Annotated in this window: 13 protein-coding genes; 7 read left to right on the top strand and 6 right to left on the bottom strand. The window is 74.6% G+C overall.

The features are described from left to right. Positions 1–9 precede the first annotated feature (9 nt). From K7I03_RS20210 to K7I03_RS20200, 3 genes are all read right to left on the bottom strand, one after another. Complete coding sequence (locus K7I03_RS20210; protein WP_185945642.1) at positions 10–1,596, bottom strand: DUF5719 family protein; 1,587 nt, start codon at positions 1,594–1,596, stop codon at positions 10–12. Positions 1,597–1,655: 59 nt separating this feature from the next. Further along, positions 1,656–5,444, bottom strand: a complete 3,789-nt coding sequence (locus tag K7I03_RS20205; protein WP_185945655.1) for a glycosyltransferase family 2 protein — start codon at positions 5,442–5,444, stop codon at positions 1,656–1,658. An 801-nt stretch (positions 5,445–6,245) separates the two neighbouring features. Continuing rightward, positions 6,246–6,509 carry a WhiB family transcriptional regulator gene (locus K7I03_RS20200; RefSeq protein ID WP_004952403.1) on the bottom strand — a complete coding sequence of 88 codons (264 nt, stop codon included), beginning with the start codon at positions 6,507–6,509 and terminating at the stop codon, positions 6,246–6,248. Positions 6,510–7,306: 797 nt separating this feature from the next. Between K7I03_RS20200 and K7I03_RS20195 the strand changes: the two genes are divergently transcribed. Genes K7I03_RS20195 through K7I03_RS20185 form a run of 3 tightly spaced genes read left to right on the top strand, consistent with a single transcriptional unit; the run spans position 7,307 to position 10,165 of the window. Beyond that, complete coding sequence (locus K7I03_RS20195; RefSeq protein WP_185945641.1) at positions 7,307–7,819, top strand: cysteine dioxygenase; 513 nt, start codon at positions 7,307–7,309, stop codon at positions 7,817–7,819. 55 nt (positions 7,820–7,874) lie between these two features. After that, on the top strand, positions 7,875–8,846 hold the full coding sequence (gene cofD, locus K7I03_RS20190; RefSeq protein ID WP_185945640.1) for a 2-phospho-L-lactate transferase: 972 nt from the start codon (positions 7,875–7,877) through the stop codon (positions 8,844–8,846). Continuing rightward, positions 8,843–10,165: a coenzyme F420-0:L-glutamate ligase gene (locus K7I03_RS20185; protein WP_185945639.1), complete on the top strand. Its 1,323-nt coding sequence runs from the start codon at positions 8,843–8,845 to the stop codon at positions 10,163–10,165. Before cofD ends, K7I03_RS20185 begins: the two co-directional genes overlap by 4 nt. 373 nt (positions 10,166–10,538) lie before the next feature. Here the strand turns inward: K7I03_RS20185 and K7I03_RS20180 are convergent, their stop codons facing one another. The 3 genes from K7I03_RS20180 to K7I03_RS20170 form a co-directional block, all read right to left on the bottom strand. Next, positions 10,539–11,453, bottom strand: coding sequence for a DNA-3-methyladenine glycosylase family protein (locus K7I03_RS20180; RefSeq protein ID WP_185945638.1), 915 nt, complete (start codon positions 11,451–11,453; stop codon positions 10,539–10,541). A 30-nt stretch (positions 11,454–11,483) separates the two neighbouring features. After that, on the bottom strand, positions 11,484–12,590 hold the full coding sequence (locus K7I03_RS20175; protein ID WP_185945637.1) for a mannose-1-phosphate guanylyltransferase: 1,107 nt from the start codon (positions 12,588–12,590) through the stop codon (positions 11,484–11,486). A gap of 101 nt (positions 12,591–12,691) precedes the next feature. Then, positions 12,692–14,416 carry a peptidoglycan recognition protein family protein gene (locus K7I03_RS20170; RefSeq protein WP_185945636.1) on the bottom strand — a complete coding sequence of 575 codons (1,725 nt, stop codon included), beginning with the start codon at positions 14,414–14,416 and terminating at the stop codon, positions 12,692–12,694. Positions 14,417–14,555: 139 nt separating this feature from the next. Here K7I03_RS20170 and K7I03_RS20165 point away from each other — a divergent pair, with 139 nt between their 5' ends. The 4 genes from K7I03_RS20165 to K7I03_RS20150 all read left to right on the top strand — a co-directional run bounded on the left by K7I03_RS20165 (position 14,556) and on the right by K7I03_RS20150 (position 20,664). After that, the gene (locus K7I03_RS20165) at positions 14,556–15,308 is read left to right on the top strand and encodes a TIGR03089 family protein (protein WP_185945635.1); all 753 of its coding nucleotides are present in this window, start codon (positions 14,556–14,558) and stop codon (positions 15,306–15,308) included. Positions 15,309–15,397: 89 nt separating this feature from the next. After that, positions 15,398–16,708, top strand: a complete 1,311-nt coding sequence (locus K7I03_RS20160) for an LCP family protein (RefSeq protein WP_224347128.1) — start codon at positions 15,398–15,400, stop codon at positions 16,706–16,708. A 249-nt stretch (positions 16,709–16,957) separates the two neighbouring features. After that, positions 16,958–18,790: an LCP family protein gene (locus K7I03_RS20155; protein ID WP_185945634.1), complete on the top strand. Its 1,833-nt coding sequence runs from the start codon at positions 16,958–16,960 to the stop codon at positions 18,788–18,790. Between the two features lie 101 nt (positions 18,791–18,891). After that, entirely contained in the window at positions 18,892–20,664 is a 1,773-nt protein-coding gene (locus K7I03_RS20150; protein ID WP_185945633.1) for an LCP family protein, read from the top strand. Positions 20,665–20,746: the final 82 nt, after the last annotated feature.

The raw sequence follows: 20,746 nt of genomic DNA, 5'->3' as shown, positions 1-20,746 counted from the left end.
CCGCCCCCGCTAGCGCGTGACCGTCGTCAGGTCGGAGCGCACCGCGGGCACCTCCACCGTGGAGCGGTCGTCCGGGACCGGCTGCACGGTGAACGCCGGGACGCCGTCCTGCGGGAGGGTCAGTGTCCGGGCGGCGTGCACCGGCCCGCCGGAGACCGTCTCCACCGTGAGCGCGTACCCGCCCTTGCCGCCGCCCGGAACCGGCGGCTCCACCGTGAGCGTGGTGCCGGACCGGACGGTGTACGTCCGGCCGGCCGGGGTCCCGCCGCCGGCCGCCCACGCCGTGACCTTGACCCGCGCCTCCGCACCGGGCGCGGCCAGGGACAGCGAGGTGCCCTTGGCCCGGTCGTCCGCCACCGTGCCGCGGGCGCCGACCGGCCCGGCCGCCGGGAGGAACGCCGTCTCCTGCTTGTCCCCCTTGCCGCGGGTCACCCGCAGCCCGGCGACGACCTTCCCGCCGTCCTCGGCGGTGAGCAGCAGCGAGCCGGCCTCGCCCCGGGCCACGCCGTCCAGTTCGGCCGTCTCCGTGGTGCCGCTCCTGACGTGCAGCGTCTCGTGGCCCGCCGGGGTGATCGAGCCGGTGGGGCCCGCGAAGCGGAGTGTGAGGTCGGCGTCGTCGGCGCCGGGGGCGAAGGCGACGAGCCGCACGGAGGTGGCGTCGGCCGGGATGCCCGGGAGGACGGCGGCCGCGGCCGGCTCGGAGGCGGGCAGCCAGTCGCCGCCCTGCTTCTCGTCGGACGCCTGCACGGCCGCGCCGACCCGTCCGGAGCGGGCGGTGACGTGCAGGGTGAGGGTGTCGGCGGGGGTGTCGGTCAGGGTGCTCAGCAGGACGGGCACCGACGAGCGCGGCGGGACGGTGATGCCCTCGCCGGCGGGTGCCGCGACGCGGCCGTCCTTGCCGTGCAGTTCCAGGTCGACGACGGCCGCCGCGGCGGGGTCGGGGTTGGTGAGGTGCACGTAGTCCTGGCGGCCCTTGGCCGTGGAGACGCCCGGGAACCAGAACGACGTGTCGGCCGGCGCGCACGTCAGCCCGTGCAGGCCGCGCCCGCTGCCGGCCGCGACGGCCGTGGTCTGCCGCACGGTGTAGCCGGGGGCGAGCGGTCCCTCGGCGGAGCCGAGGAGGGCGGGGGCGTCGGAGCGGTCGGTGGTGGCGGTCGCGGGGGCGCCGGGGGCCTTGAGGGTCAGGACGGGGCCGGTCCCGGTCGCCTTGCCGCCGCCCTCCTTTTTCTTCTCGCCCTTCTCGCCCTTCTCGCCCTTCTCGCTCTTCTTCGCCGGCGCCTGGCTCTTCGTCGTCGTCACCGGCAGCAGGTCGGCGGGCCGCCGCGCGTCCCGGCCGCCGGCGGCCGCCTTGGCGGACGCGGGGGCTCCGGGGGAGAACGCCGTGTACGTCGTCTCCGCCACCTCGGAGGAGGTGGGCGCCGGGCAGACCACGGCCGAGCGCTGGACGGGCATCCGGGCGGCGGATCCCGCCGCCCGGGCGGTTCCGGAGCCGGGGCCGCTCCCGGCGTCGCCCGAGGGCGCGGCGACCACCGCGACACCCGCGACGGCGGCCAGCGCCGCCGCCGTCGCGAACAGGGAAAGGGCCGTACGCCCCACGCGTGTCCGCTCACGCCTCCCTGCCGGCCGCTCCCGCTTCACTGCTGATCGCTGGCGCTTCACTGCTGGTCGCTCCCGTCGCGGCGGAGGCCGTGGCCGGCGTCGTACGTCGTGTCGTGGCCGCCCTGACCGCCGCTTCCGTACCCGTACGGGTCCTGGACGCCGTAGGGGCCGGGGGCGGGCGGGGCCTCGTACCCGGTGGTCTCCGGGTAGGTGCCGGGGTGGTGGCCCTGTCCCTGGTACGCGTCCGGGTAGGACTGCGGAGTCTCCTGGGGGTACGCGGCGGACCCGTACGACCCGTAGGTGCCGTAAGGGGAGTAAGGGTCGGTCACCCAGCCGGCGTCCGGCGTCCCCTGGGCGTACTGCGGGGCGGGCGCCGCGGCGTACGGATCCGCCGCGTACGGGTCCGCCGCCGCGTACGCGTCCGCCGAGGGCTCCTCGTAAGGGTCGGCCGAGACCGGCGCGGACACCGGCACCGGCTCCGGCGGAGCGGTTCCGTCCTCCACCGCCGCGCCCTGCCGTCCCTCGGCCGCGGCGCGCAGCCGGCGGGCCCGGCGGCCCTCCCCGATCGGCGCCTGCTCGGGCAGGGACACGGGCTCCGCGGCGGGCACCACCGCGTCGGGCAGGTCGTCGTCGACGTGCCGGCGGCGCCCCGGCAGGGCCAGCACGACCAGGACGACGGCGAGCAGCCCCTGCGTCCACACCCACGCGGTCCGGCCGAACGGCGTCTCGTAGGAGAGCGCCAGCCGGCCACCCGCGGCCGGGAGCCGGAAGCCCTGTGCCCAGCCGTCGAGGGTGACGCGCGGCAGCGGGTGCCCGTCGAGGGTGGCCCGCCAGCCGGGCGCCGCCCGGTCGGCGAGGCGCAGCACCCGGCCGTCCTTCCCCGCGGGGATCGTCGCCCGGGCCCCTACGGGTCCCGAGGGGACGGCCACCGGGCCGGCGCCCTCGGCGACGACGCTCACCCGGGAGACGGGCCGGTCGACCCGCCACAGCGCGGTGCGCCCCTCCTGGCTGAGCCGGGTGAGGCCGGGGGCGGCGTCCAGGGCGGCGCCCAGGTCCCTGGCGCCGCCGTCGCGGACCAGGACGAAGCCGACGGCGTACTCGGCGAGCCGGGCGGCCTGGTCGGCGCCGGAGCCGGCGACGAGGTCGGCGACGACGGAGTCCAGTCGCGCGTCCCGGCCGGGCGCCACCGCGTCGTCGCCCATCCGGATCCCGGACCCGCGGACGAGCGCGTAGGAGAGGTGCGCGGTGTGCCCGGGGTCCTGGGCGAGGACCAGGGTCCGCGCCCGGTCGCGGGTGGTCGCCGCCTCGGCGACGAACGCCGGGACCTGCACGGGGTCGCGCCGCTCCAGCGGCCCCCCGGCCCCGCCGGCCGCCCACGCCACGGCGGCGGCGAGCGGGCCCGCGACCGCGGCGAGGGCGACGAGCCCGGCGACGGGCTGCCGCCAGCCGAAGCTCCTGGCGGCGACCCGCTCGCGGGCCCCCTCGGCGCCGACCACGGCGGCGGCGGTCAGCGCCAGGCCGTACACCAGGAGGGCGGGCCCGGCCCACGCCGTGTGGTTGACGAGCGCCGCGCAGAGCAGCGCGGCGAGGGCCGCCGTCCAGGCGGTGCCCACCGCGGCCCGCCGGTCGGCGCGGAGCAGCGCGCCGAGCGCGGCGAGCAGGACGCCGGCGAACAGCAGCCCGCCGAACGTCCGGGGCCCGCCCGGGTCGGCGGTGAGCAGGCGCAGCGGGGTGCCGGTGCCGCCGCCGTACTCCGTCCCCGCCTCGGTGAGGAGCCGGCCGGGGTCCGTGAGCAGCCCGAGCGACCAGGGCGCGAGGACGAGCAGCGGGGTGGCGGCGACGGCGAGCAGGGCGAGCGCGTGCGGCACGAGCCCGCCGCCCCGGGCGCGCAGCGCGAGGACGCCGAGGCCGAGCACGACGGCGAGCGGCCACACGAGCGGGGTGAACGCGGTGGCGACGGTCAGGAGCAGGGCGTACGTCCAGACGGCGCGCCACACCGGCTGGGCGCCGGGTGAGCGGAACCCGCTGGCGGCGACGGCGGCCCGGGCGAGCAGCGGCAGCAGGACCGCGAGGACGGCCGTGCCCAGCCGGCCGGTCGCGAGGGCGCCGGTGACGGCGGGCAGGAACGCGTAGGCGACGCTGCCCCAGGCCCGCAGCGGCCGGGAGCCGACGAGCGGGCGGGAGGCGAAGTAGGCGGTCAGCCCGGCCAGCGGGACCGAGCAGACGAGCAGCAGGGTGACGGCGAGGTCCGGCGAGCCGAGGAGCAGGGTGGACAGGGTCGCGAGCACCGCGAGGTAGGGCGGGGCGCCCGCGGTGCCGCCGGTGCCGACGGCGTGCCAGCCGTCCGCGTACAGCGACCACAGGTCGGACGCGCCCTCCGGCACGGGCAGCAGGGCGCCGCCGGAGAGCGCGCCGCCGCCGTACAGCCCGCGGCAGGCGACGGCGGAGACCAGCAGCAGGACGGTGAAGAGGACGGGCGCGGGCTTGCGGGCGATCCGCCGCAGCCGCGCGAACTGCTCGATCTCCAGGAAGTCCGCCTCGTCGCCGCCGGGCCCGGACTCGACGGCGCCGTGCCGCCCAGCCGACCGCGCCTCGGGGTCGGACCGGCCGCCGAAGAAGGCCGCCAGCTGCTCGAACACGACCCTGAGGGTGGCGCCCGGCGGGGGGAAGAGGGGCCGCAGCTCCTTGGCGTCGACGGCGCCGGCGCGGCGCCTCCGGGCGGCGCGGATCCGGCCGGGGCGCAGCAGTACCGCGCCCAGGCCGGTGAGTTCGTCGAGGGCCTGGCCGGGGACCTTGCCGACGAGGTGGCCGAGGGCGCTCAGCAGGGTGCCGACGACGATCCGCAGCAGTACGTAGGGGAGCGCCGCGGCGCGGGTGTTGGCGAGCAGCGCGTAGACGGCGCCCGCCTTGTCGACGCGGTGCGGGGAGGCCGGCTTGCGGCCGACGCAGTCGACCGGGCGGCGCTCGCGGGAGGCCGCCTCGGCGTGCCGGAGGACGGCGTCGGGGGCGACGAGGACGCGGTGGCCGGCGGCGTGGGCGCGCCAGCAGAAGTCGACGTCGTCGCGCATCAGGGGCAGCCGGGGGTCGAAGCCGCCGAGCGCCTCCCAGACGTCCCGCCGGACGAGCATGCCCGCGGTGGAGACGGAGAGGACGGACCGCACCTGGTCGTGCTGGCCCTGGTCCTGTTCGCGGCGGTCGAGGCCGGTCCAGCGGCGGCCGCCGCGGGCGACGGTGACGCCCACTTCGAGGAGCTGCCTGCGGTCGTACCAGCTGCGGAGCTTGGGGCCGAGGACGGCGGCGGGCCGGCCGGCGGCGATCTCCTGGTCGGCGACGCGCAGCAGTTCGCGGAGGGCGCCGGGCTCGGGGGCGCAGTCGTCGTGCAGCAGCCAGAGCCACTGGACGGGCTCGGCGTCGCGGTCATGCGCGTCGGGGGACCCGTAGGGGTCGTGGGGGTCGTCGCGCCAGGTACGGCTGACGGGGTCCCAGCCGCTGGAGCCGGCGAGGTAGGGGAGGTCGTCGGCGGTGGGCGCGGGGGTCGCGCGGACCGCCTCGTCGACGGCGGTGCCGAAGCCGGCGCGGCGGGCGAGGTGCAGGACGCGGTCGGCGCCGAGCGCGTCGGCGAGCAGCCGGGCCGAGTCGTCGTCGCTCCCGGTGTCGGCGGCGACGGCCCGCTGGACGGGCCGCTCCTGGCCGAGCAGCCCGGCGAGCGCGTCGGGCAGCCAGCGGGCGCCGTCGTGGGCCACGAGCACGGCGGTGACGACGTGGCGGGGGAACGCCGGGGGGTGAGTGAGGTCGAACGCGGGGGGTGCCGGCCGGTGGGCCGGCGGATCGCTGTGCGCGGACATCGGGTACGGGCCCTCCGGCCGGGGGCGGCCGGGGCGGGAGCGGTCGGCGCTCCCGGGTACGGCCGCGGTGCTGGACTGCGGTGGACGCCCGAGGGCGTCGGTCGTCTCGGACGGCACCCCACCCTAGTGGCTGGGAACGAGCCGCTCCGCCTCCTCGGCGCGGGGCGCGGGCGGCGCGGTCGCGCCGTGCGAGCGGGTGTTCGACCTGGTGCGGCGGTGGTGCGGACGGCTCCGCGGTGACGGCGGGCCGCGGCCGCGCGCGGCCTGAGGAACGGCGGGCCGCGGGGGACGGCGGTGCGGCGCGCTCGGGTGCGGAACGCTCGTATGGGCTCGCGCCGGGCATGCGGTGGGCGGTGGTGCACCGGGCTCGGCGAGTCTGCGGTCTGCCCGTCTTCGGGCCATGGCCGACGGGCCGGGTGCCGACGGGCCAGGTGGAGACCGGTGGCCGCGCGGGACGCGGACTCACTCGCGGACCGGCGGGTGTCGCGGCCGTTGATCGTGAGCCTGCCGACCGTGATGCCTGCCGACCGTGTAGGTCGCGAAGCCGGCGCTCGTGCGCGAAAGGTCGGTGATCGCGAGAGTCGGCGATCGGGCGGGGAGGCCGGCGCGCGGCCGGTATGGGCCATGGCCTCGACAGGCTCGGTCGGGCCTCGTCAGAACGGCCCGGCGATGACCCGGTGTCAGAAGCCGGGTGCGGCACGGCGTCCGGTATTGCGGCGCCGTCGCGTACGGCGCTCGGCCGGTGCCGCCCGGAAGGCGGAGCTCAAGCGGTGCGCCGGAAGTGACGGGGGCTCTGCCCCCTCAGACCGCGGCCTTCTTGAGGCGGCGGCGTTCCCGCTCGGACAAGCCGCCCCAGATGCCGAAGCGTTCGTCGTTGGCGAGTGCGTATTCGAGGCATTCGGAGCGGACTTCGCAGGCGAGGCAGACCTTCTTGGCCTCGCGGGTCGATCCGCCTTTCTCGGGGAAGAAGGACTCGGGATCGGTCTGGGCGCACAGTGCGCGCTCCTGCCAGCCGAGCTCCTCGTCCGCCTCCTCGACCAGCAGTTGCTGAAACAGCTCGGTCATGTGCGCCCCTCGTCTGTCATTGCGTCCCCGTGATGCTGCCGTGATCAGGTACGGCAGAACGACACGAGTGAAATTACAAGTGCGCCGATCCGGGCCAGTCAAGCCGAGATCTGCTATTGAGCCCCTTATTCACTCTGCGGAACCAAGGCCGAGCGGAAAGTTGCCAAACCGCCACAAGAGTGGACACATCTCTCGCTCGCCACAGCCGTCCCGCGGCTCCCTTGTCTTCAAGAGGGACGCGAGGGGCGGCCGTCCAGTTGCACCGCCCGAAATCAGGCGATGTTTGAACATCAGGATGCCGGGCGACTGTCCCGGGACCCCACGAGACAAACCTTTTTCCGATCTCCCCTACCGGATGAGGTGAAAGATTGGCATCAAACCGGACATCCGGTTGACACGGCGCCGCGGATGCCGGTCTCCTTGTCAGCATGCTCGCGACCGCACCCTCCCCGACGTCCGCCCGGACGTCCGTCCCGGGGATCCCCGGCCTGACCCGTTCCTACGGGTCGCGCTGTGCCGTTCAGGCGCGCTGTCGCTGTTCCAGCTGTTGATGCCGCAGAGCTCCGGCTGACGCTCTCCTCTTCCTTCCCGGTCCCGTCACAGCGGTCCCGCCCGTTCCCCGTCGCGGCACCCGTGTCGTCAACCACCGGACGCGTCCCCGTACGCCCCGGCCGGCCCCGCGCGTCGGCCGCCGCGCCGTACGCGTGACCGCCCGTACCGCTCGTACCACCCGTGCCGCACGTACCCCACCGCCCTCCGGCCCCGCGCCTCCCGCCACCCGTCGAGGAACCCCTCTCATGAACAGCGACGTCCAGATCGCCGGCGACCCGCTCGCCCTCCCCCACCTCATGCCGCCGCCCGCCGCCCACCCCGGCACCGTCGCCGAGTTCGCCGGGCTGGCCCGGAGCATCGCCGCCGACCGGGCGGCGTGGTCCCGGCTGGTCCGCTTCGACGCCGGCAGCCGCTGGTACCACCGGCTGCGCACCGGCCCCGGCTACGAGGTGTGGCTGCTGAGCTGGGTGCCCGGCCAGGGCAGCGGACTGCACGACCACGGGCACTCCTCCGGCGTCCTCACCGTTCTCCACGGCACGCTGACCGAACTGCACGAGACGTCCGGGACCACCGTCCGGCGCCGGCTCCGCGCCGGCGACCAGCGGGTCTTCGCCCCCGGCTACGCCCACGAGGTCGTCAACGAGTCCCTCGAACCGGCCGTCAGCCTCCACGTCTACTCCCCCGGCCTCACCGAGATGCCCCAGCACCGCCCGCTCCGCGTCACGGAGGACCGCCCGTCCGCCGCACCCGTCCGGTGACACCCCCTCGCACCACCCCTCGGAGGCGCCGGCCGGGACTGACAGACTGGCCCGCATGCAGCGCATTGTGGTTCTGGCCGGCGGGATCGGGGGCGCCCGCTTCCTCCGTGGCCTGACATCAGCAGCCCCGGACGCGGACATCACCGTCATCGGCAACACCGGTGACGACATCCACCTCTTCGGCCTCAAGGTCTGTCCCGACCTCGACACCGTGATGTACACGCTCGGCGGCGGCATCCACGAGGAGCAGGGGTGGGGCCGCGCCGACGAGACCTTCGCCGTGAAGGAGGAACTGGCCGCCTACGGCGTCGGCCCCGAGTGGTTCGGGCTGGGCGACCGCGACTTCGCCACGCACATCGTCCGTACGCAGATGCTCGCCGCCGGCTACCCGCTCAGCGCCGTCACCGAGGCGCTCTGCGAGCGGTGGAAGCCCGGCGTGCGGCTGCTGCCGATGAGCGACGACCGCGTCGAGACGCACGTGATGATCGACGACCCGGACGGCGCCGAGGGGGCGCGCAAGGCCGTGCACTTCCAGGAGTACTGGGTGCGGCTCCGGGCCCAGGTGCCCGCGCACGCGATCATCCCCGTCGGCGCGGAGCAGGCGAAGCCGGCGCCCGGTGTGCTGGAGGCGATCGGCACGGCCGACGTCATCCTCTTCCCGCCGTCCAACCCGGTCGTCAGCGTCGGCACCATCCTCGCCGTGCCCGGCGTCCGGGAGGCCGTCGCCGCCGCGGGCGCGCCCGTCGTCGGGCTGTCGCCGATCGTCGGCGACGCGCCGGTGCGCGGCATGGCGGACAAGGTGCTGGAGGCCGTCGGCGTCGAGTCCACGGCCTCGGCGGTCGCCCGGCACTACGGCTCCGACCTGATCGACGGCTGGCTGGTCGACACGGTCGACGCGGCGCGGACCGCCGAGGTGGAGGCCGCCGGCATCCGCTGCCGGGCCGTCCCGCTGATGATGACGGACGTCCCGGCCACCGCGCGGATGGCCACCGAGGCCCTGGCCCTGGCCGAGGAGGTGCGCGCGTGACCGACGCCCCGTCCTATCGGGTCTGGGCCCTGCCCGGACTGCCGGAGGTCCGCCCCGGCGACGACCTGGTCAAGCTCATCGCGGGGGCCGCCACCGCCGAGGGCCTGCCCGGACTGGCCGACGGCGACGTCCTGCTCGTCACCTCGAAGATCGTCAGCAAGGCGGAGGGGCGCGTCGCCGAGGCGCCCGACCGCGAGGCGGCGATCGACGCCGAGACCGTACGGGTGGTGGCCCGCCGGGGCCCGCTGCGCATCGTCGAGAACCGGCTCGGCCTCGTCATGGCCGCCGCGGGCGTCGACGCCTCCAACACCCCCGGGGGCACGATACTGCTGCTGCCCGAGGACCCCGACGCCTCCGCCCGCGCGCTGCGCGCCGGACTCCGGGACGCGCTCGGCGTGGACGTCGGCGTGGTGCTCACCGACACCGCCGGACGGCCCTGGCGCGACGGTCTGACGGACATGGCGATCGGCGCCGCCGGAGTGCGCGTCCTGGACGACCTGCGCGGCGGCACCGACGGGCACGGCAACCCGCTGACGGCCACCGTCGTCGCCACCGCCGACGAACTCGCCGCCGCCGGCGACCTGGTGAAGGGCAAGGCGGACGGGCTCCCGGTCGCGGTGGTCCGCGGCCTGCCGCACGTCGTGTCCGACTCCGGGGACGCGACGGGCGCGCGGGCGCTGATCCGCTCGAGCGCGGACGACATGTTCCGGCTGGGCACCTCCGAGGCCCTCCGGGAAGCGGTCCGACTGCGGCGCACCGTACGGGAGTTCACCGACGAACCGGTGGACCCGGGCACCGTCCGCCGCGCCGTCTCCGCCGCCCTCACCGCGCCGGCGCCGCACCACACCACCCCATGGCGCTTCGTCCTCCTGGAGTCCGAGGAGTCCCGGCTGCGACTGCTCGACGCCATGCGCGACGCCTGGATCGCCGACCTGCGGGCCGACGGCCGCTCCGAGGAGAGCGTCGCCAAGCGCGTCCGGCGCGGCGATCTGCTGCGCAAAGCGCCGTACCTGGTGGTGCCGTGCCTGGTCATGGACGGCTCCCACACGTATCCGGACGCGCGGCGGACCGCGGCCGAGCGCGAGATGTTCGTCGTCGCCATGGGGGCCGGCGTGCAGAACTTCCTCGTCGCGCTGGCGGCCGAGCAGCTCGGGTCCGCGTGGGTGTCCTCCACCATGTTCTGCCGGGACGTCGTCCGTGACGTCCTGGAGCTCCCGGCGGACTGGGACCCGATGGGAGCCGTGGCCGTGGGACGCCCGGCGGCGGCGCCGCGGGAGCGGGCGGAGCGGGTTGCTGACGCGTTCGTCGTGGTGCGGTAGCGCTGCGCTCGGCTGGTGGGGGGGGTGTGTCCGGGCGCCGCCCCCAGCCCGTTCGGTGCCTGAGGTCGGCGCGCACCACCAGCCCGTCCGGCGTTTGAGGACAGCGCGCGCAGCGTGCTGCGGGGGTGCGGGGGCTTGCCCCCGCGGGAAACGGTGAAAGGGCGGGGTTGGGGCAACTTCCCCTTGGCCCACGCGGCGTCCGGGCCCTGACGGTGTCCGGGCGGCGGGCCGGTGGGTGGGGGGAGGTGCCCCGGTCCCGCCCTTTCACCGTTTTCCTGCGGGGGCTCCGCCCCCGCACCCCCGAGCGCGCCTGCGGCGCGCGTCCTCAAACGCCGGACGGGCTGGTGGAGTGCGCGTCAGGTGGGCTGGAGAGTTACAGGTGCCTGATGTCGTTCACCGAGAAGCGCGGTGCCCGCCGCTCCGGGCGGAGGCCGGTGAGGAGGATGAGGCGGCAGGCGCGGTGGCGCTGGCCGGTGTAGGGGGCGAGGAGTTCGAGCATGCCGGCGTCGTCGGTGCCCCGGGCACCGGTGAGCGCGTAGCCGATCGTCTTCGGGAGGTGCAGGTCGCCGACGGTCACCGCGTCGGGAGCGCCGTTGCTGCGCTGGAGGGTTTCCGCGGCCGTCCAGGGGCCGATGCCGGGGACGAGTCGGAGCCGGTCCGCGGCGCGTTCGGCGTCCATCGTCGCGGCCTCTTCGAGCCGGGCGGCGACGCGGGCCGCCCGGACGACCGTCGCCGAGCGCTTGCCGTCGACGCCGGCCCGGTGCCACTCCCAGGAGGGGAGGAGGGCCCAGGCGCGGGCGTCGGGCATGACGCGCATGCGGCCGGCGGGCCCGTCGGCGGGGCCCGGCGCGGGCTCGCCGTGCCGTTGGAGGAGCAGCCGCCAGGCGCGGTACGCCTCGTCGCTGGTGACCTTCTGCTCCAGGATGGAGGGGATCAGCGACTCCAGCACCAGCCCGGTGCGGGCCAGCCGCAGGCCGGGGTGGCGGCGGTGCGCCTCGTGCAGGAGGCGGTGGCGGGGGGTGAACGCGGTGGGGTCGTCGTCCGCGCCGAGGAGCGCGGGGAGGGTGTCGAGGAGCCAGTCCGCGCCTGGGCCCCACGCCTCGGCGCGGACCTCGCCGGCGCGTGCGGCGATCCGGATCGTGCCGGGGCCCTCGGGGGTGCGGCTGGCGCGCCAGACGGCGCCGTCCGGGGCCACGCGGTACGCGGGGTCGCCGGGGCCGCGCGCCAGGACGCCGAGGGTGCGTCCCAGGTCGAGGGGGCCCGGCGGGGCCCAGGTACGGGTGGCCATCCGGCCAGGGTAACTCTGTGAGGACGCGGCCTACTGGTCCGACGAGAAGCGGATCGCGCCGTGCGGGATCCGCGCGTCGCACCACACCCGGGCGCCCGCCCGGAACTCGTTGTCGGGGCCGATCTCCGCGTGGTCGCCGACGACCGCGCCGTCGAGGACCGTACGCGCCCCGACGCGCGCTCCCGCGCCGACGAGGGAGTCGCGGACCGAGGCGCCCGCCTCGATGACCGCGCCGTCGAGGACCGTGCTGCCGTCGACCCGGGCGCCGGGTTCGACCCGCGCGCCGGCGCCGATCACCGTGCCGCCCATGAGCTTGGCGTCGGGGGCCACCTCGGCGGTGGGCAGCACCAGGCGCTCGCCGCAGCGGCCGGGGACCGCCGGGGAGGGGGCGCGGCCGAGGACGAGGTCGGCGGAGCCGCGGACGAACGCCTGGGGGGTGCCCAGGTCCAGCCAGTAGGTGGAGTCGACCATGCCGTGCAGGTGGGCGCCGTCGGCCAGCAGGCCGGGGAAGGTCTCGCGCTCGACGGAGACCGGGCGGCCGGCCGGGATGGTGTCGATCACGGACCGGTTGAAGACGTAGGCGCCGGCGTTGATCTGGTCGGTGACGATCTCCTCGGGCGTCTGGGGCTTCTCCAGGAAGGCCGTGACGCGGCCGTTCTCGTCGGTGGGGACGAGGCCGTACGCCCGGGGGTCCGTCACCCGGGTGAGGTGGAGGGAGACGTCCGCGCCCGCCGTGCGGTGGGTGGAGATCAGGGCCTCGATGTCGAGGCCGGTGAGGATGTCGCCGTTGAAGATGAGCACGGGGTCGTCGGGACCGGAGTGCAGCCGGTGGGCGACGTTGCGGATGGCGCCGCCGGTGCCCAGGGGTTCGAGCTCGGTGACGTACTCCAGGTGCAGGCCGAGCGCCGAGCCGTCGCCGAAGTACGGCTCGAAGACCTCGGCCAGGTAGGAGGTGGCGAGCACGATGTGCTCGATGCCCGCCGCCCGGGCCCGGGCCAGCTGGTGGGTGAGGAAGGGCACCCCCGCGGCCGGGACCATGGGTTTGGGCGTGTGCACGGTGAGCGGACGCAGCCGGGTCCCCTTGCCGCCGACCAGGAGGATCGCTTCTCGCGGAGGCGGCTGATGCGGTTCAGTCAACGTGTTCGTCTCTGCTTCCTGGTGGGGCCGGGCCGTGAACGGCGGCCAGTGTATGCAGACCGCACCGGCCAGGCGGACGGTGCGCCTCCTGTTAGGGCCGGTCAGCGGCCCTGGAGCCGGGCCGCGGTGCTGCGGGCGGTGCCGAGCTTGGCGTAGAGGCGGTCGCCGGGGCATTCGGTGGAGTAGCCGTCGCGGTGCCCGGAGATGACCTTGAGTTTGACCTTCGCCCCCTTCTTGAAGAGGTTCCCGCCGGCCGACACCAGGGTGGTGGTGCCGCGGGGGTTGGCGTTGTACAGGCCGAGCTTCCAGGCGGTGAGGGCGGCCACGGCGTTCACCGCGGCCTTGGCCGGGCTGGTGGTCCCATAGGTGCCGAGCACCGCGATCCCCATGCTGTTCGTATTGAAACCGAGAGTATGGGCGCCCTTGACGGGCTTTGCCACCCCGCCTGCCCGGCCCTCGTAGACGGTGCCGCACTTGTCGATGAGGAAGTTGTAGCCAATGTCCCGCCAGCCGCTGCTGACGACGTGATAGCGGTAGATACCTCGGATGACGGAGGGGGACTGGGCGCAGGTGTAGCCGTTGCCGGAGGCGGTGTGGTGCACGAAGGCCGCCTTCACCTTCTTGGTATAGACGAAGCCCCGTTCACGCATCGATTCGTCGGCGCCCCAGCCGGCCCGGGTGACGATGCGGGGGCGCGGGCCCGCGTGTCCGGCGTAGGCGGTGCCGGTGTCGGTGTCGTCGTCGACGGCGGCCGAGTCGGCGGGGCCGTGTTCGCCGTTGACACCGGTCTCGCCGTTGACACCGGCCTCACCGGAATCGCCGGTCTCGCCGCTTGTGTCCGTGCTCGTGCCCGCGCTCGCGTCCGACGCGTCACCGGGGTCCGTGCCCTCGGCCGCCGCGCCCTCCGCCGCCGAGGCGTCCTCCTCCGCCCCGGACCGGTCGCCCGTTCCGCCGGTGCCGTCGCGTCCGTCGTGTCTGTCGCGTCCGTCCCTGCCGTCCCTGGTGCCGGAGGAGCTCACGCTCGCACCCGGCGCGACCGCGGTGAGCGTCGCGACCTCCTCGGCGGTGGGCCGGTGGGTGGCGGCGGGGATCTCGTGGGCGCCCAGCGGGGCGAGCGGGGCGTTGACCGCGGAGGTGGCGCGTTCCTCGTCGTCGGGGGCGGGCGCCGCCGCGCGGGAGCGGGTCCGGGCGGCGGGCGCCGAGCCGGGGTCGACGAGTTCGGCGCGCAGGCCGCGCGGCAGCGTGGCGGAGCCCGCCGGCCGGCCGGCCGCGGCGCCCGGCCGGACCCGCACCTCGATGGCGTCCGAGGCCCCGACCCACAGCGGCGCCGTGGCCCCGCGCAGACCGGAGCGGGCCTCGGAGCCGTCGGGCCGGTCGTGGTCCTGGACCTGGACGTCCTGCCACCCGGACCAGGTCCGGCCGCCCACGGCCCGGGTACGGACCTGGGCCCGGCCGCGGAGTTCGGCCCCCGCGTCGTCCCAGACGATGCCGACCATGGAGAACGGCTTCACCCGCTGGGGCCTCAGCCCCCGGATGCCGGTCCCGGCCTGCGGCGCCTGGCTCCTGCCGGGCAGGGCGGCCCCGGTGCCGTCCGCCGTCGGCAGCGGGACGAGGGGCAGCGAGTAGGTCGCCCCGGGGATCTTCGCCGGGGCGGCGTGGGCCGCCGGGACGGCACCGGGGGCCCGTACCGGCGCCGCGCCGGGGACCCGCGGCGGGGCGGCGGCCGGGCGGGCGGGCGCGGAGGCCGCACCGGGCGCGCCGAGGACGGGCAGGGTCAAGGTGGCGGCACAGGCGGTGACCGCCGAGGTGACGAGGAATCCACGCATGACACAGATCCTGCGCATATCCGGTCATACATGTCCATTCCTATCCAGTCATCCGGTGACGGCCTGTCGGCTCGCGGCGGCCCGCGCACCGCGCCCGTCCGACTGACCGTCACGCCCCGTCCGGCGTACCCTTCCGGGGATGAACGCCACCGACCGCACCCCCGCCGACCTGCTGCGTTCCGCTCTCGCCGCGGACCCGACGCGCCCGCTCGTGACCTTCTACGACGACGCCACCGGCGAACGCGTGGAACTGTCCGTGGCCACCTTCGCCAATTGGGTGGCCAAGACCGCCAATCTGCTCCAGGGCGACCTCGCCGCCGAGCCCGGCGACCGCCTCGCGCTCCTCCTCCCCGCCCACTGGCAGACCGCCGTCTGGCTGGTCGCCTGCTCGTCCGTCGGGGTGGTGGCCGACGTGGGCGGCGACCCGGCCACGGCCGATCTCGTGGTGAGCGGCCCGGACCGGCTGGAGGAGGCGCGCGCCTGCTCCGGGGAGCGCGTGGCGCTCGCCCTGCGCCCGCTGGGCGGGCGTTTCCCGCAACCGCCGCAGGGCTTCCTCGACTACGCCCTCGAGGTGCCCGGCCAGGGCGACCGCTTCGCCCCGTACGCCCCGGTGGACCCGCAGGCCCCGGCCCTCGTCGTGGACGGGCGGGAACTGACGGGTGCGCAGGTGGTCGAGCGGGCGCGCGAGGACGCGGCGGGGCGCGGGCTGGAGCCCGGCGCGCGGCTGCTCTCCGGGCTGCCGTACGACACCTGGGACGGCCTCGCCGCCGGCCTGTACGCCCCACTGGCCGCGGGCGCCTCGGTGGTGCTCTGCCGTCACCTCGGCGAGCTCTCCGAGGAGGCCCTGACACAGCGCCGGGCGAGCGAACGCGTCACCGTGACGGCCCTCTGACGGCCCTCTGGCGCTGCCGGGTCGCCGCTCCGGGGCGATGATCGGCGGGTAGGCACCCCGAGACCCGCTCCGGAGGGAGTCGCGCACCCGTGGCCCACAGCTCAGGCGCACCTCTCCGGCCGTCCGGACCGCCCCGCCCGGCCCTGGACGGCGGCCCCCGCGTGCCCCGGCGGCGCCGCCGCTGGGTGCGCCGGCTGCTGCTGGGCCTCGCGGTGCTGCTGGTGGCGGTGACGACGCTGACCTGGGTGCTCTACGCGCGCCTCGACGGCAACATCACTACGGACACCCGCACGGCGAACGAGCTGGCGCAGTACGAGCGGGAGCGTCCCACCGCCCTGGTCGCGGGCGCCCAGAACATCCTGATCATCGGCTCCGACACCCGCGGCGGCGCCGAGAACGGCAAGTACGGCTCGGACAGCGGCACCCAGCGCTCGGACACCACGATCCTGCTGCACCTCGCCGCCGACCGGAAGAGCGCGACGGCCGTCAGCATGCCGCGCGATCTGATGGCGAAGATCCCGAGTTGCCGTAAACCGGACGGAAGTTACACCAACGAGCATTTCGCCCAGTTCAACTGGGCCTTCGAGGACGCCGGGGCCGCCTGCACCATCCGCACCCTGGAGAACATCACCCGCGTCCGCGTCGACCACCACATCATCGTGGACTTCGCCAGCTTCAAACGGCTGGTGGACGCGGTCGACGGGGTCGAGGTCTGCCTGAAGAAGCCGATGGACGACCCCGACGCCCGGCTGAAGCTGCCCGCCGGCCGGCAGGTGCTGCACGGCGAGGCGGCCCTCGGCTACGTCCGCGCCCGGTACGGTCTCGGCGACGGCAGCGACACCGAACGCATGGGGCGTCAGCAGGAATTCCTGGGAGCCCTGTTCCAGGAGATGCGCAGCGACGGGGTGCTCCTCAACCCCACCCGCCTCTACCCCGTGCTCGACGCGGCGACGAAGTCCCTCACCACGGACGCCGGGCTGGACTCGCTCCGCAAGATGTACGACCTGGTGCGCACGGTACGCAACATCCCCACGGACCACGTCCAGTTCCTGACCGTGCCGCGCCGGCCGTACCAGTACAACGCGGACCGCGACGAGTTGGTGCAGCCGGACGCGGACCGGCTCTTCGAGCTGCTGCGGTACGACCGGCCGGTGCCCGTCACCGCCCACGTCCGCCCGGCCGACGGCAAGAACGCCGATGGCCGGACCGTCGACGGCGGGAACGCCCGTGGCGGGGAAGCCGGCGGCGGGGACAACGACGGCAAACGCCCCGCCCAGCCCCGCGAGCCGGGTCCCTCCGAGGCTCCCGCGGAGGCCCCTTCCACGGGTTCCGCGAGCCCGTCGCCCACCGCTCCCCCCACCTACGAGGGCACCACGGCCGCCCGCGGCATCTGCGGTTGACGGCACCGGGGGTACGATCGGACTTTTCGCCCCGGCGAAAGCGTCGGGGGCGGCACTCCGGCGAAGAGATGGGGCGGATTGCCCAGTTGTAGGGGTGCGTGATTTGTCACTGACGTCACTAGCCGCTGAACTGGGCGGATAGTGTGAGCGGTCCGGTGCGCACGGCCGGTGACCGCGCACCGCAAGACGACATGACCGAGCGCCTCGGGGGTAGGCGCCGCGTGGCACCGACGGAGGACTCAAGCGACCGTGGACGCGCAAGGCCGTGGGCGGGCGGACGGCATCGACCCCGCCGACCAGTGGGTGTTCGACCCCAAGACCGGCAGCTACGAGCTGCGCCTCGACCCCTCCGACACGTCGGGTCCCTCCTCTGACCATGTCTCCCCCGCCGGTGCGCGGTCCAATCTCGTCGGCGGCAATCCGCCCGGCGGCACCCCCGGTCCGCGGAAGAAGCCCGAGGCGGGTACGCGGAGCGGCGGGCGCCCGCTCCCCGAGCAGCGCGGCGGCCGGCGGAGCGGCAAGGCACCGGCCGGCAAGGGCGCGAAGAACGCCGCGGCGGCGAACGCCGCCACGGGCCGCCGCAAGCCGAAGCCGAAGAAGAGCACCAAGAAGAAGGTCCTGCTGTGGACCGGCGGCACCCTGGCGTTCCTGCTGGTGGGCGGCTCGCTGGGCGCGTACCTCCTCTACGAGCACCTCAACGGCAACATCGAGAAGGTCGACGTCGGTGTGGACAACGAGGCCGTCCCCGACGGCCCGGTCAACATCCTGGTGATCGGCACGGACAAGCGCTCGGGCAAGGGCAACACCGGCTACGGCGACGACGGCAGCGTCGGCCACGCCGACACCACGCTGCTCTTCCACGTCGCCGAGGACCGCTCCAACGCGACGGTGATCTCCATCCCGCGCGACATGATCACCGACATCCCCGAGTGCCCCACCAAGAAGGACGGCACCACCCGGAACATCCCGGGCTCCAAGAAGGTGCGCTTCAACGAGAGCCTGGGCCAGGAGGACCGCGACCCCGGCTGCACCTGGCGGACCGTCGAGAAGATCACCGGACTCAAGGTCAGCCACTTCATGATGGCGGACTTCAACGCCGTCAAGTCGCTGTCCTCGGCGGTGGGCGGTGTCGAGGTGTGCGTGGGCAAGGACGTCAACGACCCCAAGTCCCACCTGAAGCTCTCCGCGGGCAAGCACGAGATCGAGGGCGAGCAGGCCCTGGCGTTCGTCCGCACCCGGCACAGCTTCGGCTTCGAGAGCGACCTGGACCGCATCAAGCTCCAGCAGCAGTTCCTGAGTTCGATGATCCGCAAGATGAAGTCGGACGACACCCTCACCAACCCCAAGAAGCTCTACGACCTCAGCAACGCGGCCACCAAATCGCTGACCGTCGACACGGGCATAGGGTCCATCACCAAGCTCACCAGTCTGGCCAAGGAGCTCAGCAAGGTGAGCCTGAAGAACATCACCTTCACCACGCTGCCGGTCATGGACAACCCCGCCGACGGCAAGATCCGCAAAACGGTCATCATGGACGAGGCCAAGGCCGAGCCGCTGCTCGCCATGGTCCGCGAGGACGTCTCCCTCACCGAGGTGAAGCGCAAGGAGAAGGCCGCCAAGGAGAAGGCCGACGCCGCCGCGAAGGAGAAGGACGCCAAGCAGGCGGCCCTGCTCAAGGGGCCCAAGGCCGAGCCGGCCAAGGTCCGCGTCAAGGTGCTCAACGGCAGCGGGAAGGTGGGCGCCGCCCAGGAGACCGTGACCTGGATGCAGAACACCAAGGCCATGCCGCACGCCGGAAACGGCGGCAACGCGGGTTCCGGCGGCCAGAAGGTCGCCAAGACGACTCTGGAGTTCGCCCCGAACCAGGCCGACCAGGCACGCGCCTTGGCGGAGGCCATGGGCCTGCCCGCTGACGCCCTCCACCAGACCGGCAAGGACGCGGCCCCCTTGGCCGAGATGACCCTCACCCTCGGCGCCGACTTCAAGGGGGCCGGTGTGCCCGTCACTCCGCCGAAGGCCCCGAAGCAGGCCCCCAAGGACATCCAGCGGGTAGAGGCCGACAACCAAATCTGCGCGAAGTGAATCCTGTGAACACACTTGTGCATCTCACTACCCGGTAACAGAGTCACCAGGTACAACGCACCTGCCCTGCGGGCCGTGCGCACCAGTCAGGGGGAGGCCCAATGCGGCTCAACGGTCTACGGGGGGAAGAAAAGGCCGAAAACGGGGGCGAAGAGAAGTCCGGGAAGGAGGAGGCGTCCGGCAAGGACGCCGCCTCCGCCATCGGAAACGGCGGCGCGGACAAGGGAACTGACCGTCCGTCGGGCCGCGGCGGCAGACCGCCGCGCCGCCGCGCCGTCCGAATAATCCGCTGGACCGCGCTCTGCCTCGCACTCCTCGTGCTCGGGGCGTCCGCGGCCGGCTACCTCTACTACCGCCACCTCAACGGCAACATCCGCAAGGGCAAGCTCAACCTCGGCGACAAGCAGCTCGACCGGAGCGTCCCCAACGCGGCGGGCCAGCGCCCCCTGAACATCCTCCTCCTGGGCTCCGACAGCCGGAGCAGCAAGGAGAACCAGGACCTCGGCGGCGCCCGCGAGGACGCCGACCGGCCGGCCCTCGCGGACGTCCAGATGCTGGTCCACGTCTCCGCCGACCGCAGCAACATGTCGGTCGTCAGCGTCCCGCGCGACACCCGCGTGACCATCCCCAAGTGCACCGACCCGGCCGACGGCAAGGTCTACCAGGAGACCAGCAGCCAGATCATCAACACCAGCCTCCAGAACGGCGGTCCCGGCTGCACGGTGGCCACCTGGGAGGAGCTCACCGGCATCCCCGTCGACCACTTCATGATGATCGACTTCGCGGGCGTGGTGAGCATGGCCGACGCGGTGGGCGGCGTGCCGGTCTGCGTGAAGAGCAACATCCGCGACGACAAGTCGGGGCTGCGGCTGGAGAAGGGCACCCACACCATCAAGGGCGAGCAGGCCCTCCAGTGGCTGCGCACCCGGCACGGCTTCGAGGACGGCAGCGACATCGGCCGGACCCACGCCCAGCACCTCTACATGAACTCGATGGTCCGTCAGCTGAAGTCCGGCAGCCGGCTCAGCGACCCCGGACAGCTCACCGACCTCGCCGAGTCGGCCACCAAGGCGCTGACCGTCGACAAGGACCTGGGCTCGGTCAAGAAGCTCTACGACCTCGGCAACGACATCAAGCGGGTGCCGTCGAGCCGGATCACCATGACCACCATGCCCTGGGTGCAGGACCCGCAGGACCCGGACGCCCACGTCATCCCCAAGAAGGGCGACGCCGACAAGCTGTTCTCGCTCGTCCGCAACGACATCGCGCTGGACGGCAAGGACAAGAAGAAGCCCGAGCCCGCGGACGCCAAGGGCCCGGCGAAGCACGCCGCCAAGCCGGCCAAGGGCAAGATCGCCGTCACCGTCTTCAACGGCACCGGCACCGCCGTCCTCCCGCCCGCCGCCGGCCGCGGCTCCGACATCGCGTCGTACCTCGTCAAGCAGGGCTTCACCAAGACGACGTCGGACTCCACCCCGCGCGCCCAGGCCGACACCACGATCACCTATCCGAAGCAGACGCAGCGCGCCGACGCCCTGGCCGTGGCCAAGGCCCTCGGCCTGCCGGACGACGCCGTACGGCTGTCCCCGTCGGCGGAGCAGGTGACGCTGGTGATCGGCGGCGACTGGCGCGAGGGCGACACGTACCCGAAGCCCGCGGACGCGAAGGGCGACGGTAAGGGCGACGCCAAGAAGACGGACGGGAAGAAGTCCGGCGGGAGCGGCGGGAGCAAGCCCAGCGGCGGGGACGACGAGGACCCGAAGAACGGCAAGGGCAAGCCGGAGAACGACAACAAGGCGCCGGAGAGCGCCGACCCGCTCAACGGCGACGACAAGTCCGCCTGCATGGAGGTCAACCCGATCAACCGGTTCTGACCGGCGGAGCGGACGGCACCGCTCCGGACGACGAAGGGCCGCCCCCGTTCACCGGAGGCGGCCCTTCGCACGGCGGCGTCCG

This window comes from Streptomyces mobaraensis (assembly GCF_020099395.1).
Taxonomy (GTDB): Bacteria; Actinomycetota; Actinomycetes; order Streptomycetales; family Streptomycetaceae; genus Streptomyces.
This window is presented reverse-complemented; position numbering and strand designations above follow the sequence as displayed.

Excerpts from the sequence above, each read along its gene's own strand:
- K7I03_RS20205 (WP_185945655.1), bottom strand. The coding sequence starts at position 5,444 with ATGTCCGCGCACAGCGATCCGCCGGCCCACCGGCCGGCACCCCCCGCG.
- K7I03_RS20200 (WP_004952403.1), bottom strand. The coding sequence starts at position 6,509 with ATGACCGAGCTGTTTCAGCAACTGCTGGTCGAGGAGGCGGACGAGGAG.
- K7I03_RS20195 (WP_185945641.1), top strand. The coding sequence starts at position 7,307 with ATGAACAGCGACGTCCAGATCGCCGGCGACCCGCTCGCCCTCCCCCAC.
- cofD (WP_185945640.1), top strand. The coding sequence starts at position 7,875 with ATGCAGCGCATTGTGGTTCTGGCCGGCGGGATCGGGGGCGCCCGCTTC.
- K7I03_RS20180 (WP_185945638.1), bottom strand. The coding sequence starts at position 11,453 with ATGGCCACCCGTACCTGGGCCCCGCCGGGCCCCCTCGACCTGGGACGC.
- K7I03_RS20170 (WP_185945636.1), bottom strand. The coding sequence starts at position 14,416 with ATGCGTGGATTCCTCGTCACCTCGGCGGTCACCGCCTGTGCCGCCACC.
- K7I03_RS20165 (WP_185945635.1), top strand. The coding sequence starts at position 14,556 with ATGAACGCCACCGACCGCACCCCCGCCGACCTGCTGCGTTCCGCTCTC.
- K7I03_RS20150 (WP_185945633.1), top strand. The coding sequence starts at position 18,892 with ATGCGGCTCAACGGTCTACGGGGGGAAGAAAAGGCCGAAAACGGGGGC.